At 67.2% G+C, this 13918-nt stretch carries 16 protein-coding genes; 6 read left to right on the top strand and 10 right to left on the bottom strand.

Features of this window, described 5'->3' with window-relative positions; translation table 11 throughout:
- Positions 1-73 precede the first annotated feature (73 nt).
- Positions 74-607, top strand: a complete 534-nt coding sequence (locus NKH51_RS18105; RefSeq protein WP_254763066.1) for a hypothetical protein — start codon at positions 74-76, stop codon at positions 605-607.
- Positions 608-625: 18 nt separating this feature from the next.
- Here NKH51_RS18105 and NKH51_RS18100 read toward each other — a convergent pair whose 3' ends face one another.
- The gene (locus tag NKH51_RS18100) at positions 626-1300 is read right to left on the bottom strand and encodes an HAD family hydrolase (protein ID WP_254763065.1); all 675 of its coding nucleotides are present in this window, start codon (positions 1298-1300) and stop codon (positions 626-628) included.
- A 320-nt stretch (positions 1301-1620) separates the two neighbouring features.
- Between NKH51_RS18100 and NKH51_RS18095 the strand changes: the two genes are divergently transcribed.
- On the top strand, positions 1621-2484 hold the full coding sequence (locus NKH51_RS18095) for an HFX_2341 family transcriptional regulator domain-containing protein (RefSeq protein WP_254763064.1): 864 nt from the start codon (positions 1621-1623) through the stop codon (positions 2482-2484).
- Between the two features lie 33 nt (positions 2485-2517).
- Here NKH51_RS18095 and NKH51_RS18090 read toward each other — a convergent pair whose 3' ends face one another.
- On the bottom strand, positions 2518-3102 hold the full coding sequence (locus tag NKH51_RS18090) for a hypothetical protein (RefSeq protein ID WP_254763063.1): 585 nt from the start codon (positions 3100-3102) through the stop codon (positions 2518-2520).
- A 196-nt stretch (positions 3103-3298) separates the two neighbouring features.
- On the opposite strand from NKH51_RS18090, the gene NKH51_RS18085 reads away from it, so the two are divergent.
- The gene (locus NKH51_RS18085) at positions 3299-4498 is read left to right on the top strand and encodes a 3-dehydroquinate synthase II (protein ID WP_254763062.1); all 1200 of its coding nucleotides are present in this window, start codon (positions 3299-3301) and stop codon (positions 4496-4498) included.
- Positions 4499-4519: 21 nt separating this feature from the next.
- Here the strand turns inward: NKH51_RS18085 and NKH51_RS18080 are convergent, their stop codons facing one another.
- From NKH51_RS18080 to NKH51_RS18070, 3 genes are all read right to left on the bottom strand, one after another.
- Positions 4520-4957: a zinc ribbon domain-containing protein gene (locus tag NKH51_RS18080; RefSeq protein WP_254763061.1), complete on the bottom strand. Its 438-nt coding sequence runs from the start codon at positions 4955-4957 to the stop codon at positions 4520-4522.
- 60 nt (positions 4958-5017) lie between these two features.
- Positions 5018-5692 carry a type I 3-dehydroquinate dehydratase gene (locus tag NKH51_RS18075; RefSeq protein ID WP_254763060.1) on the bottom strand — a complete coding sequence of 225 codons (675 nt, stop codon included), beginning with the start codon at positions 5690-5692 and terminating at the stop codon, positions 5018-5020.
- Positions 5693-5757: 65 nt separating this feature from the next.
- Complete coding sequence (locus tag NKH51_RS18070) at positions 5758-6738, bottom strand: transcription initiation factor IIB (RefSeq protein ID WP_254763059.1); 981 nt, start codon at positions 6736-6738, stop codon at positions 5758-5760.
- 218 nt (positions 6739-6956) lie between these two features.
- On the opposite strand from NKH51_RS18070, the gene yjjX reads away from it, so the two are divergent.
- The 3 genes from yjjX (at position 6957) to NKH51_RS18055 (ending at position 8731) form a co-directional block, all read left to right on the top strand.
- Positions 6957-7487, top strand: coding sequence for an inosine/xanthosine triphosphatase (gene yjjX / locus NKH51_RS18065; protein ID WP_254763058.1), 531 nt, complete (start codon positions 6957-6959; stop codon positions 7485-7487).
- Between the two features lie 247 nt (positions 7488-7734).
- A complete protein-coding gene (locus tag NKH51_RS18060; protein WP_254765175.1) occupies positions 7735-7956 on the top strand; it encodes a DUF7123 family protein in 222 nt (73 codons plus the stop codon).
- 115 nt (positions 7957-8071) lie between these two features.
- Positions 8072-8731 (top strand): HAD family hydrolase, encoded by a 660-nt coding sequence (locus NKH51_RS18055; protein ID WP_254763057.1) that lies wholly within the window; start codon positions 8072-8074, stop codon positions 8729-8731.
- A gap of 40 nt (positions 8732-8771) precedes the next feature.
- Here NKH51_RS18055 and NKH51_RS18050 read toward each other — a convergent pair whose 3' ends face one another.
- The 5 genes from NKH51_RS18050 to pyk form a co-directional block, all read right to left on the bottom strand.
- Positions 8772-9389 (bottom strand): winged helix-turn-helix transcriptional regulator, encoded by a 618-nt coding sequence (locus NKH51_RS18050; RefSeq protein WP_254763056.1) that lies wholly within the window; start codon positions 9387-9389, stop codon positions 8772-8774.
- 176 nt (positions 9390-9565) lie between these two features.
- A complete protein-coding gene (locus NKH51_RS18045; protein WP_254763055.1) occupies positions 9566-10747 on the bottom strand; it encodes an SPFH domain-containing protein in 1182 nt (393 codons plus the stop codon).
- 72 nt (positions 10748-10819) lie between these two features.
- Positions 10820-11431 (bottom strand): NfeD family protein, encoded by a 612-nt coding sequence (locus tag NKH51_RS18040; RefSeq protein WP_254763054.1) that lies wholly within the window; start codon positions 11429-11431, stop codon positions 10820-10822.
- A 90-nt stretch (positions 11432-11521) separates the two neighbouring features.
- Positions 11522-11983 (bottom strand): DUF7312 domain-containing protein, encoded by a 462-nt coding sequence (locus tag NKH51_RS18035; RefSeq protein WP_254763053.1) that lies wholly within the window; start codon positions 11981-11983, stop codon positions 11522-11524.
- Between the two features lie 66 nt (positions 11984-12049).
- Positions 12050-13816, bottom strand: coding sequence for a pyruvate kinase (gene pyk, locus NKH51_RS18030; protein ID WP_254763052.1), 1767 nt, complete (start codon positions 13814-13816; stop codon positions 12050-12052).
- Positions 13817-13918: the final 102 nt, after the last annotated feature.

The raw sequence follows: 13918 nt of genomic DNA, 5'->3' as shown, positions 1-13918 counted from the left end.
GCCGGGCGCGTCGTCCCACAGCGGTCCAGTCGACCGCGCAACACTTATTCGACTCACGCTACCTGTTTCAGGTATGGGAATACTCGAACTGATGCTGGGGAAGTCGGGCCCCGGCGAGCAGGGTGTCGAAGGGCAGTCGTACGCGCTGCCGAAGGAGACCCACGACTTCGTCTACCCCGTCGCGGTCCACCGCGAGGAACTCGAGGCGTTCGCCGACCTGCTCGCAGCGGAAGCGGAGGCGCCGTCGCTCGAGTCGGCGGGCGACCTGCAGGCGGCCTTCGACGGCATGGTGGACGGCCGGTCGGACGAGGTCGATACCGAAAACCTGGCCGAGCGGATGCAACGGCCCCGGAACGCGACCGAGCCGGTGATCGAGACCTGGCGCGAGGGGGTCGACCGCGACATCGGCGTGGTCTACGCTCACACGGACACGTACGACCACCTGCTCGCGTTCGTCAAACTCTGCAAGCAGCGCGACGAGAACGACGACGACCCGTTCGAACTCCCCGAGAGCTTCCCCCAGGCGGCGGCGCTGCTCAAGCGCGTCCAGGAGGGGACCGACAGCAAGTATCGCGCCCTCGTCCACACCGACATTCTGCCGAACTAGACGCCCCCAGCGGACGCCTCAGACGATCGTTTCGAAGGACTCGAGCGACGCGAGTTCGTAGGTCGGCTCGTGGTCGCCGGGGTCGCCATCGCGGCCCGTGTCCAGCCAGGCCGAATCGAGCCCCATCGCGTTTGCCCCCGCGATATCGGCGTGTAAGGAGTCGCCGACGTGGATCGCCGCGTCGGGCGCGACTGCGAGGTCGGCGAGTGCACGCTCGAACGGTGCCGCGCTCGGCTTGGGATGGATCCCGGCGCTTGGCTCGGTGAACACCCGCGCATCGAAGGCGTCGGCGATGCCGAGCGCCTCGAGTTTCCGCGTCTGTGTCTTCCGACCGCCGTTCGTGATGAGCCCGACCCGGCCCAGGTCGCGGGCGTGCTCGAGCGCCGCCTTCGCGCCCGGCCGGAAACCGACGGCGGTCGGGTCCTGGCGCTCGAGGTACTCTCTGGCAAGGTCCGGGGCGATGTCCGACGCGACGCCCGCGCGGCCCGCGACTTCGGTGAAGAGATGCTCGTAGAACTCGCGGTCCGTCTCGGCGGTCGGCAGGTCGGGCACGGCGGCTCGCAACTCCACGGGCGTACAGAACGGCTCGCAGCCGGCCCCGGCGAAGGCTGACTCGAGCAGCCCCGCGGGGTTCTGGGTCGACTCGCAGAGCGTCATATCGAGGTCGAAGCAGATCGCGTCGTAGGCGGCCATCTGGTTCGTGTATGGGAGCGAGCGTTCTCAACGTTTCGCCGATTCTACAGACGGACCCGTCCGACCAACGAAAGCACTGACGACACCCCGAAAGCCCCGACACGGCTCGAGTCGGAGGGCTCGCTGTGCTCCTCAGTCGGTCGCTTCGCTCCCTCCTTCCGGTGCTTGCGTCGCCCGCCGTCCCCGAGCCGCGTCGCCCTTTTCAGTCCCGCCCGGCGGTGGTTCGATCGGCCGGCGGACACTCGGCGGTTGGCCGGAAGTTCGACTCGAGTCGGTCCGGAATCCACAGTAGTTATTTCATCTGACACGCCTCTCGAGGTATGGACGTCGTCAAGCGAGTCCACGTCGTGCCGCTGGGCTACGAGTTCGATCGGATCCTCGAGCCGATCCGGGACCAGCGGGCCGACCTGGTCTACCTGCTCGAGGGCGACAGCGTCGACGATCACGAGCGCGCCGATGGAGGCGCGGGCGGCGACGGTCATGCGGAGCGAAACGCGACCGCGGCCGCCGAGTACCACGCGGAACTGCGAGAGGAACTCGAGTCGGTCGTCCCCGAGGTGCGGACCTGGGAGTGCGATCTGACGGACGTGTACGCGGTACTCGGGGACGTGACGACGATCGCGGACATCCACGCCGAGGATCAGGTGTACGTCAACGTCTCCGGTGCGGGGACGATCCCGGCGATCGGCGCGACGATCGCGTGCATGGATGTCTCGACCGACGCCCACGCCTACTACGTCGAACCCTCGACGTACGCTCACGCCGGAACGACCGAACCGATCTCCTTCGGCGTCGACGAAATCGAGGAGGTGCCGACCTATCCGATCGACTCGCCGACGCGCGATCAGGTCGCGATCATGGAGTTTCTCGCCGAGCCCGACGCGTGGGACGGTTACCACGACGACCGGACCGCGCCGCCGAAGAAGAAAGACCTCATCGAGTACGCTCGAGATCACGACCTCTCGTTCATGGCCGATCGTCGCACCCCCGACGACCGCTCCGGGGAGGACAAGGGGGCGTTCCGCGTCCTCGATACGCACGTGCTCGAGCCGCTCGCGGAGGACGGCTACGTGACGATCGAGTCCGTCGGCCGCCGCCGCGTCGTCGAGTTGACCGAGCGGGGCGAAAACGCCTATCGGGCGTTCCGCCACAAACTCATGGACGAGGCCGGCGAGCGGCGGTAGGAGGGGGCGTCAGCGGAGGGGCGGCAGAGCGGTTTACTCGGCGTCGTGAACACACGCGTAGAGCCTCGTTCCCAGCCGAGCGAACTCGAGGTCGGCCTCGAGGCGCTCGACGTGGTCGCGAAGCACTGTCGCTTCCAGCCCCGGGAACTCGCGGTCCGTGCGGGAGTCGAGGTGACTGCTCGCGCGAGCGAGCAGGAAGGGCGCGGCGTCAGCGAGGCGCGAGCCCGGAAGCTGGGGGCCAGCGGTGCGGCCGCGCTCGACCGCGGCCAGGATCTCCTGGACCACGACGAGACGGCGGCGCAGCGAGCGAACGTCGTCGGCGTCGGCGGGCGGACCCAGATGTTCCGCCAGCAGCTCGTCGGCCGCGAGGACCCGGTCCGGGTCGACGTCGAACGCGGCCGCGAACTCCTCGCGGTCGGGCTCGCCGACGTCCGTGCGACGGCACGCGAGCCGAACGGCTCCGAGCACGGCCGCCGACCGGCCGTGCTCGACGGTCGCCAGTTCGCCCGCGTACTCGAAGGCCGCTCGAGCGGTGGCGGCCGCGGCGTCCACCTCCATACGGCGGGCGGCACAGTCGATCGTCAGTTCACCGTCGGGTTCGAGGTGGCGCTGACCCATATGAGACGAATCGAACGGCCACATGTTATCAGCTTCTGAGAAAGTAACGTTACTATCAGTACTATCGTGAGTGACATGACTGTCGATAGCGAGCGAACGATCGAAACGCGAGCGGTGGCGCGGCCGGAACCGCCCGCCGACGACACCGCCTGCGCGATCCGCCACGTTCAAGCCGGTTCCCTTCGACGGTCGATTCATGACGCGATCTGTCTGGGTAAAAGCCGACGACGCCGTCGGCGATTGGGACGACCGCCGGGCGCGGATCACCGCCGCGCTCGAGGCGGGTGTAGACTGGGTACTGGTCGACGAGGACGACGTCGACCGCGTCCGCGAACTCGGCGACATCAACGTCGCGGCGTTTCGAACCGACGGCGACGTGACGCTGGTCGACGACATCGACGACGCCGAAGCCGATAGCGACGACACCGAACCGGCCGCGCAGGCCGACGCGGTCGTCGTCGGCAAGGGCGGCGAGGGCGACGCGACGATCGACCTCCCGGAGGACTTCTCGGGATCGGCCGACCTCTCGACGCTGCGCCGCGACGGCGACTTCGAGCGGGGCGCGTACGTCCGCATCCTCGGCAAGGAGTACGAGCGCTTCGCCGAGACCGCCGCCGAGGAGGCAGATCACACCATCGTCGTCGGCGAAGACTGGACGATCATCCCCCTCGAGAACCTGATCGCCCGGATCGGCGAGGAGACCGACCTCGTCGCGGGCGTCACCAGCGCCGAGGAGGCCAAGACTGCCTTCGAAACACTCGAGATCGGCTCCGACGCCGTCCTGCTGGACTCGGACGATCCCGACGAGATCCGCAAGACCGTCGAAGTCCGCGACGAGGCCGAACGCGAGAGTCTCGACCTCGAGTACGCCGAAGTGCTCGCCGTCGAACGGGCCGGCAGCGCCGACCGCGTCTGCGTCGACACGGGCAGCATGCTCGAACACGACGAGGGGATGCTCGTCGGCTCGATGAGCCGCGGGCTGGTCTTCGTCCACGCCGAGACCGCCGAATCGCCGTACGTCGCCTCCCGGCCCTTCCGGGTCAACGCGGGCGCGGTCCACGCCTACGTCCGCACGCCCGACGGCGGGACGAAGTACCTCTCGGAGCTCCAGAGCGGCGACGAGGTCCAAATCGTCGACCTCGAGGGCAACACCCGCGAAGCGATCGTCGGCCGAGCCAAGATCGAGCAGCGGCCGATGTTCCGGGTCGCCCTCGAGACGGAGGGTGGAGACCGCATCGAGACACTCCTCCAGAACGCCGAGACAATCAAGGTGGCATCCGCGGAGGGGCGCAAGGCGGTGACCGACCTGGAGGCCGGCGACGAGATCCTGCTGTACTACGAGGACACGGCACGCCACTTCGGCGAGGCCGTCGAAGAGAGCATCATCGAAAAGTAACGTCGGGCGCGCCGTCGCCCGTCAGACGTCGGCCGTCTCGGTGTCGGATTCTGCGGGCTCTAACCGCGTCGTACACCAGTGACAGAACTCGAGGTCCTCGTCGACTTCCTTGCCACACTCGGGACAGGTCAGGCCGTCGGTGCCGTCACCGCTCCCCGGCGAGTAGCCGAGCGCCCGAACGGTCGCGTCGACCGCGGCGAAGAGGGCGATAAACGAGAGGAGGAACTGGGCCATCGCGTCGGTGTTTTCGCTCATGATCGTCGCCTGCTCCATGGCTTGCTCGTAGCTCGTTATCGGGCCGGCGTTCGCGATCTGCTCGATCGGGAGAAAGAGGAAACTCGCCGTAAGGAAGAGGCCGGCGAAGGCGGCGGCGCGGAGCCAGTCCCGAACGAGGACGTGTCCGGCACCCGGCAAGATCACCGAGAGACCGGCGGCAATGAGCGCACGGATCCATGTCATTGTCTGTGCTGACCGTAGGCGTCCCCCGCCCTTAACATTCCGATTCTCGTTATTTTCGGCTCAGCCGAGCGTCGCCACCAGTTCCGCCAGCGTCTCGAGGTCGTACTGTCCCGGCGCGGTCGCCTCCGCGGGATCGACGGGCGCGTAGCCGATTTTCGACCCGTACACCGGCGCAACGGCGCGCGTGTGGCTCCCCACCTCGCCCATCGCCATCGTCGCCACGGTGTCGCCGTGGGAAGTCAGTTGCTCGGTCGCCGACAGCAACGCGAGCGTGTCCGCTTTCGATTCCGCGGTCACCGCCAACTTCGCCACGTCGGCGTACTTACCCGCCTCGGTGAGGGTCGTGACCAGCTCGTTGCGGGTCGGCGTCCCCTCGAAGTCGTGGGCTGAGGCGACGACCGAGACGCCGCGCTCGCGAGCCGTCTCGAGCAGCCCTTCGGCCGCCCCCTCGAGGATCGACTCGAGTTCGATATCGATCGCCGCGACGCTCTCGAACGCGGTCGCCTCGGCGAGCGTCTCGAGTCGGCCGTCGTCGCTCGCCTCGCCGCCTTCCCACTCGGCGCGGTTCGTCGCGAGGATCGGCAACTCGCCGTCGTAGGCCTCGAGCGCGGTCAGGGGCTCGTCGGTCAGATCCATTCGAAATTCGATCGCGTCGGCGCGCTCGCGGGCCGCGGGCTCGTCGGCGAGGTCGGCCGTCGACGCCGCGAGGACGAACGCGTCGAAATCCAGTTCCATCGGTACGGACTGCGAGCGAGAACGATAAAAACGGTGTCGTTTCGACTGGTCGACGGTCTCCGCGATCAGGCCATCCCGATCGTCTCCTCGGCCTCGAGGAGCTCGTGGTACCGGTTGCGGATGGTGACTTCGGAGATGTCGGCCACGTCGGAGACGGCGGCCTGGGTTGTCTTCTCGTTAGTCAGGAGCGCGGCGGCGTAGACCGCGGCGGCCGCGAGGCCGACCGGCGATTTCCCACTGTGGACGCCCTTCTCCTTGGCGTTCTGGAGGAGGCTCCGCGCGCGGTGTTCGGCCTCGTCGGAGAGCTCGAGCCCCGAGGCGAAGCGGGGGACGTAGCTCTCGGGATCGGCCGGCTGGACCTCGAGACCGAGTTCGCGGACGACGTACCGGTAGGTGCGGGCGATCTCGTTTTTCTCGACGCGGGAGACGTCCGCGATCTCGTCGAGCGAGCGCGGGACGCCGGCCTGTCGGGCGGCGGCGTAGACGCAGGACGTCGAGACGCCCTCGATCGAGCGCCCGGGGAGGAGGTCCTCGTCCAATGCGCGCCGGTAGATGACGCTGGCGGTCTCACGGACGTTTGTCGGGAGGCCCAGCGCGGAGGCCATCCGGTCGATCTCGCCGAGCGCCTGTTTGAGGTTACGCTCCTTGGAGTCGCGGGTGCGGAACCGCTCGTTCCACTTGCGCAGACGCTGCATCTTCTCGCGCTGGCGCGAGCCAAGCGAGTTCCCGTAGGCGTCCTTGTTCCGCCAGTCGATGTTCGTCGAGAGGCCCTTGTCGTGCATCGTGTTCGTCGTGGGCGCACCCACGCGGGACTTCTCGTTTTTCTCGGCGGCGTCGAAGGCTCGCCACTCGGGGCCGCGGTCGACCGAGTCCTCCTCGACGACGAGACCGCAGTCCGCACAGACCGTTTCGCCGTGTTCGTCGTCGACGACGAGCTGGCCCGTACACTCGGGGCAGACGAGGTCCTGGTCCTCGCTTTCGGTCTCCTGTTCGTTCGTTTCTGGTTCGCTACGTCGTACTCTCGTATTCGATGGTGCGTTAGTCATACGATGGCGAATGCTCCCGGCCGAACCGATCGTAAAAGCCCGGACGGAGTCGTTACCTCCCACGTTCAGACACTCGAGGTTTAACGGTTTCGGAATCGAGCCCGGAAAGCCCTCGAAACTGGATAATTCGACCGAACGAGCATGATAGATAGTAACATTAAAGCTGAGGAGTCAGTCCGAACCGGAGCCCCCAAATTCGGCCGGTTCGAACGGCCGACATGGAGATCGCAGTCGGCAGCACGAACCCGGTCAAGGTCGCGGCGGTCGAACGGACGCTCGAGCCATACGAGCCGACCGTAACCGGCGTCGGCGTCGACTCCGGCGTGAGCGAACAGCCACGATCGATCGCGGAGACCGTCCGCGGTGCCGAGAATCGCGCTCGCCGGGCGCTTGCTGACACCGAGGCCGACTACGGTATCGGCCTCGAGGGCGGCGTCGCCCGGCTCGAGGGCGTCCCGGGGCTCTCCCTCATCATGTGGGGAGCGACGACCGATGGCGATCGGCTCGAGCGCGGCAGCGGGCCGACGCTCCGGCTCCCCGACCGAGTCGCCGACCGCGTCGCGGACGGTGGGGAGTTGGGTCCGGTGATGGACGACCTGCTCGGGACCGAGAACGTCGCCGAATCCGACGGAGCTGCGGGCGTCCTCACGGCCGGCTTGACGGACCGAACGCAGGCGCTCGGCGAGGCGGTTGCGTGTTCGTTCGGTCCGTTCGTCACTGACACATACGATGGTGTATGGAAACCGTAACGAGCCCCATCGCGCGTCGACCGATCGCGACCGTTCGGGACGCCGATCGCCGCCCCTCGCGGGGAAACGGTCAGCTACTAACGACAGTCACGTATTCGGATGTTTTAACCGCACGTACCAACGAAAGCTTTCCACCCAATTATTAGCTGATTACTCGGCACCAAAACCGCAAGCAAGCGACGGGTTAACCGCGCGTACCAAACCCCCTAAGGGCGTTCCTGTCGTCCGACCGTGTATGAGCACTGCAATGGCCCCCGACCTCACGAGTAAACAACAGCGGATTCTGGAGTACCTCCGCGAGAACGCGGCGACGAAGACGTACTTCAAATCCCGCCTCATCGGCCAAGAACTCGGGATGACGGCGAAAGAGGTCGGCTCGAACATCACCGCGCTCCAGGAAGGCGAGTACGATGTCGAGATCGAAAAATGGGGTTACTCCTCGAGCACGACCTGGAAAGTCGACGTTTAGGCCGAAACGCGGCGAGCAGTGGTCTGGTTTCTGTTTTCCGATCGCACCGACAGCGTCGGCGCCGGACGCCTCGACGCCGAACGCTCTTTTGATTGTGGCCCGACGTACGCGATAGATGACGCTGCCAGTCGTCTTCGATATGGACGGGATCGTCCTCGAGGGACCTCGAACCCACCCACACGTCTACGCCGACGCCGCCGACGCCGCGCTTGAGGATCTCGAGGCCGATCCGACCCCGTCCCAGCGCCGGGATTTCAGACGCCACGAGCACGAACGCATTCGGGAGCACTGCGCCGACCTCGAGATCGACCTCGCGCGGTACTGGGAGTTGAAAGAGGCGTACGCCTCCGAGGGGACCCACGACCGGCTTCGGGCCGGCGAGCGCGGGGTCTACGACGACATCGAGGCGATCCACGACCTCGGCGAGCGGACGACGATCGGCCTCGTCACGAACAACCGCCACGAGACCGCCGAGTTCGTCGCCGAGCGCTTCGGGTTCGACTTCGACGTCGTCCGCGGCCGCGACCCCACGTTCGAGGGGTACGAGCGGCGCAAGCCCGATCCATACTACATCGAGGACGCCCTCGAGAAACTCGGCGTCAGCGACGGGATCTACGTCGGTGACTCGCCGAAGGACGTGACGGCCGGAGAGGCCGCCGGCCTCGAGACCGCGTTCGTCCGGCGCCCGCACAACCGCGACCTCGAACGGCCCGCGGACGCGACCTACGAGCTCGAGTCGCTACGGGGGCTTCTAGACATCGTCGAGTCGGTCTGAGCCGACGGGTAATACGGTACTACCCCGCGAAAACAGGATTTTACCCTTCGTACGAGAGGAACTGGTCCGCGTTCCGGGCGAGCGTCCGCGCCCGGTCGCCGAAAGAGTCCGCGTGGCGGACGACCAGCACCAGGACAGTCTCGGGGCGTTCGACCGCGTAGCCGTCGTCGCGAGAGAGCAGCCCCGCTTCCTCGAGTTCGCCCGCGTACTTGCTGACCGTCGGCGGCGAGACATCGAGCGCCGTCGCGAGGTCGCCTGCCGTCGCATCCGGCTCGAGGAGGAGTTCGATCAACATCCCGCGAGGGGTCTCCCGGCGGAGATAGCCCAGCGCCCGTTTCTCGAACTCGTCGAAGCGACCGGCCGTGACGAACCGCTTGTAGTCGCCGTCGCGATAGCGCTCGATGGCGCCGACCTCCTCGAGCCGCCGGAGGTGGTGTTGGGTCTCGCCGGTGCCGAGCTGGAGATCGTCACGGATCTTGGAGAAGTGGGCGCCGGGCGTCGTCGAGAGATAGCCCGCGATCGCGTCGCGGGCGTCGCTTTCTCCCGCGTCAGCCGCGGCTGAGTCCGAGAGTCCGACCAGCGGGGATGCGGCGCCGAGGGCGGCGAATCGGCGCAGGGTCGCTCGTTTGTTGTCGTCGACCCCGTCAGGCGATGTCATAACTACCTACCCCTCCCAAAGGGATGGCCCGTAAAACAGGTTTCGCTCCGGTTTGTTCTCCGAATACGACCGGTTAGCGGCGCTACCAGTCCCGATCGTGGTCGGTAGTCACGTCTTACCCGCGGTGAACAGCGGGAAAAATACGGCGGTCGATCGAACGCCGCCGCGAAACGGCGTCAGTCGCTCGAGGACGAGCCGTCCGCGTCGTCGGCCGGCATCTCGGTGCCGCCGTCGGCCTGGCTCTGGAAGTCCTGATCCATCTCCTCGATGACCTCGTCGGGGTCGGAGATCTCCGCGGGATCCTTGCCTTCCTTGATCGCTTGGGCTTCTTGTTCCATCGCTTCGACATCCATGTCGGCCTCTTGGTCGATCTCGCCGATGATCTCGGCGATGTCGTCCAGTCCGATCAGTTCGCGAGTCTCCTCGTCGAACTCGCGGCTCTCGAGTTCGTGGCCGTTCTCCTTGACGTCGCTACCCGAGAGGTGCTTGCCGTAGCGGCCGACCAACGAGGAGAGTTCCTGCGGCAGGACGAACGTCGTGGACTCGCCCTGACCGATGTCGGCCAGCGTCTCCATTCCCTTGTCGATGACCGCGCGTTCGCCCATCGATTCGGCCGATCGGGCTCGCAGGACGGTCGAAATCGCGTCACCTTGCGCCTCGAGGATCTGGCTCTGCTTTTCACCCTGAGCGCGGATGATCTCGCTCTGTTTGTCACCTTCCGCTTTCTCGACGGCGCTGCGGCGTTCACCCTGGGCCTCGAGGATCATGGCGCGGCGTTTCCGCTCGGCGGAGGTCTGTTGCTCCATCGCGCGCTGGACGTCCTTCGAGGGGTTGACCTCGCGGACCTCGACGGACTCGACGCGGATGCCCCACTCGTCGGTGGGTTCGTCGAGTTCCTCGCGGATGCGGGCGTTGATCTCTTGGCGCTTGTTGAGCGTGTCGTCGAGTTCCATGTCGCCCAGCACGGCGCGCAGGGTGGTCTGGGCGAGGTTCGAGACGGCGCGTTTGTAGTCGTCGACCTGGAGGAACGCCTTCTTGGCGTCCATCACCTTGATGTAGACGACGGCGTCGGCGGTCACCGGCGAGTTATCGCGGGTGATCGCTTCCTGCCGGGGCACGTCCAGGGTTTGCGTACGCATGTCGAACGCGTACGTGTTCGAGACGAACGGCGGGACGAGGTTGATCCCCGGCTCGAGCAGTTTGCGGTACTCGCCGAAGACAGTGAGGGCACGTTTCTCGTAGGCGTCGACGATCTCGACCGCGCTGAGCAACGCGGCGACGACGACGACGAGGATGAGGGCACCGACGACCAGCAGGATACCGCCGGTGGTTTGCAGGGGGAACAATTGTGCGATCATATTTCGGGGTTACGGCGGGGGGGCCAAAAGCGTTCCCTTATTTCCCCAACATTTGTGACCGGATGTCACGGCTCAGTCGGACCGTTCCGTCTCGGTCTCGCGATCGGCGTCCGACGGCACGTCGTCGACTGCGTCGCCGCCGTCTGCGGCCTCTCGATCCCGGGATTCGGCGGCCGCTCGTTCCCGAGCGAGCGCGCGGTCGATGTCGTCTTCTCCGATCGAATCGAGCGATTCGACGGTGAGCACGTTGCCGCCGCCGGGGTCGAGGACGATGATCTCCTTGCCCTCCTCGATCGTGCCGTCGGTCGTCCGCGCGCTGTAATACGGAGCGAATCCGCCCTCGTCGAGTTTCACCTCGCCGCTGCGGGTCGTGACGGTCTCGGTGACGTAGCCCGTCGTCCCGGCGAGCGAGTCGGAATCCGTCGTGCGGGCGGTGCCTTTCCCGCCGTAGAAGTCGAACTCGCGGTAGACGTAGGCCGCGGCGAGCCCGATGGCGAGCGTCAGCGCGGCCAGTACGAACGGGCTCGCCGCGGGCGGAAAGAGCAGCCCGACGAGCCCGGCACCGACTAAGGCGATCCCGATGACGATGAGATGTGCCCCCGGGGAGAGGGCCTCGAGCACCATCAGTACGAGCCCCACGACCAGCAACAGCAACGGCGCATTCCCCACGAGGGATTCGACCATGTGCGGCGGTTAGGTCTCGTCCGAATTAAATGTTTACAGCGTACCAAGAACGAACGTATCGAGGGAACGCGGGCCGGTCCGCGGGGCCGGTCAGCCGAGCGGAATGGAAATCAGCCGGACGAAAACGAGCACCATCGCGATCGCCCCCAAGATCACGAACAGCACGTTCTCGAGGTCCGGGTCGCCGGGTTCGATCGGCGTCGAGTTCGCTTCGGGCGTGTACGCGTCCTCGTCAGCGTCGCCCTCCTCGTCGGCCTCGCTCGAGCCGGAGAGATCGATCGGCGTCGAGTTCGCTTCGGGCGTGTACGCGTCCTCGTCAGCGTCGCCCTCCTCGTCGGCCTCGCTCGAGCCGGAGAGATCGATCGGAATCCCGTCCCAGCCGTCGTCACGGGCCTCGTCGTCTCGGCGGTCGCTCGCGGCCGGCCGCTCGGTGCCGTCGCGGGCGCCCCACTCGTCGCTCGAATCGGCCGTCGGGCCGGCGTCCGGCTCCATCGCCGACGGCTCACCCCAGCCGTCGTCGACCTCGTCGCGTCCGGACGAATCGTCTGCCATACCCGACCGTAACGGCCCCGCCGTCAAAAACCCGTGGCTCGGCGAGACGGTCGGGGGCGTCGTGGTTCAGGCTCGCTCGTGGGAATCGCCGATATCGCCGCCGTAGACGACGCCGCGTTCGGCGTCGAGGGTGACGGTCTCGCCGTCCTCGAGCCCGGAGAGGTCCGCGAGGTCCGCGTCGCTGATCATCGGGAGGGCGAGTTCGCGGGCGATCAGCGCCGGATACCCCGTCATTCCACGCTGGGCGTCGGCGATGCCGCCGATCCGGGTGGCGTCGCCCGCGAACTCCTCGTCGAAGTCGGCGGGCAGCGCGAGTATCGCGCCATCGGGCACGTCCGAGAGGTCGCCGTCGGTGAGCCGGACAAGTGGGCCGGTCGCCCGACCTTCGACGACGACCCGGCCGGTCGTCAGCGCCTCCGCAGCGACGTGGACCTTCAGCATGTTCGTCGTATTCGCCCCCTCGAGTTCGGTCATCATGCCACAGAGGACGACGACGGTGTCGCCGCTCTCGGCGATGCCGGCGTCCAGCGCCGACTGGACGGCCTTCTCGACGACGGCCCCCGCACCCTGATCGGAGACGTGTGCGTACAGCGGCGTCACGCCCCAAGTCAGCGCGAGGCGACGGCGCACCGCCTGACTCGGCGTCGAGGCGACGACCGGCATCCCGGGCCGATACTTCGCCGTCTTCAGGGCCGTGTAGCCGGATTCGGTCGCCGCGACGACGGCGTCGGCGTCGATATCTCGCGCCAGAAACCGCGCCGAGCGAGCCAGCGCATCCGTCCGCGCCTCGCCCGAGGCGGGAACGCGTTGCTCGAGCAGTTCGTCGTACTCCTCGGAGGTCTCGACCTGCCGGACGATGCTGTCCATCGCGTCGACGACGGCGACGGGGTGGTCACCGACCGCGGTCTCGGCCGACAGCATGACCGCGTCGGTGCCATCGAGGACGGCGTTGGCCACGTCCGAGGCCTCCGCCCGCGTCGGCCGGCGCGCGTGGACCATCGAGTCGAGCATCTCCGTTGCCGTGATGACCGGCCGGCCCGCCTCGCGGCACTTGCGGATGATCCGTTTCTGGATCATCGGCACGTCCTCCATTGGACACTCCACGCCGAGATCGCCGCGCGCGACCATCACGCCGTAGGCGGCGTCGACGAGTTCGTCTAAGTTCTCCACCGCGCCGGCGCGCTCGATCTTCGCGACGACCGGGATCTCCGCGCCCGCGTCCTCCAAAACCTCGCTGACCTCGTAGACGTCGCCGGCGTCGCGGACGAAACTCGCCGCGACGAAGTCGACGCCCTTCTCGGCGGCCAGCTCGAGGTCTTTCCGATCCGACTCCGTGACGACATCGAGATCGAGGTCGACGCCGGGGACGTTCACGCCTTTGCGGCCGCCCAACTCGCCGCCGGTGTCGACCCGCGCACGAACCGCGTCTCCCTCGTTTGCGAGGACGGTGGTCTCGATCAGCCCGTCGTCGAGCAGGATCCGATCGCCAGCCTCGACGGCGTCGACGGACAGCGAGAGCCCGATCGTCTCCGCGGTAGCCTCGTCGCCCTCGACGAATCGGACCTCCGAGCCCGTCTCCACCGAGACCGTCGCGCCGTCGGGCAGCGGCGCGGTTCGGATCTCGGGGCCCTGCAGATCGAGCATGACCGCGACGGGTTCCGTGCGCTCCCCGTCGACCGCGCGGACGCGGTCGATCACGTCGGCCCGTTGTTCGCGACTCCCGTGACTCGCGTTCAGCCGCGCGACGGACATCCCGGCGGCGGCGAGGTCCCGGATCGACGCCCGGTCGTTCGACGCCGGGCCCAGCGTGCAGACGATCTTCGCGTTTCTCATGTCGAGGGGTAGCGCCAGCACGGCCTAAAAGCTGGCCGCTCACCTGCACTCGAGTACCAGTCTCGAGCCGCCGTCCATCGGTTCCGTCACCTGTCACGGCCG

Origin of the sequence: Natrinema marinum, assembly GCF_024296685.1 — an archaeon.
Classification (GTDB): domain Archaea; phylum Halobacteriota; class Halobacteria; order Halobacteriales; family Natrialbaceae; genus Natrinema; species Natrinema marinum.
The sequence above is the reverse complement of the archived record's forward strand: the minus strand, read 5'-3'. Positions and strand labels throughout refer to the sequence as shown.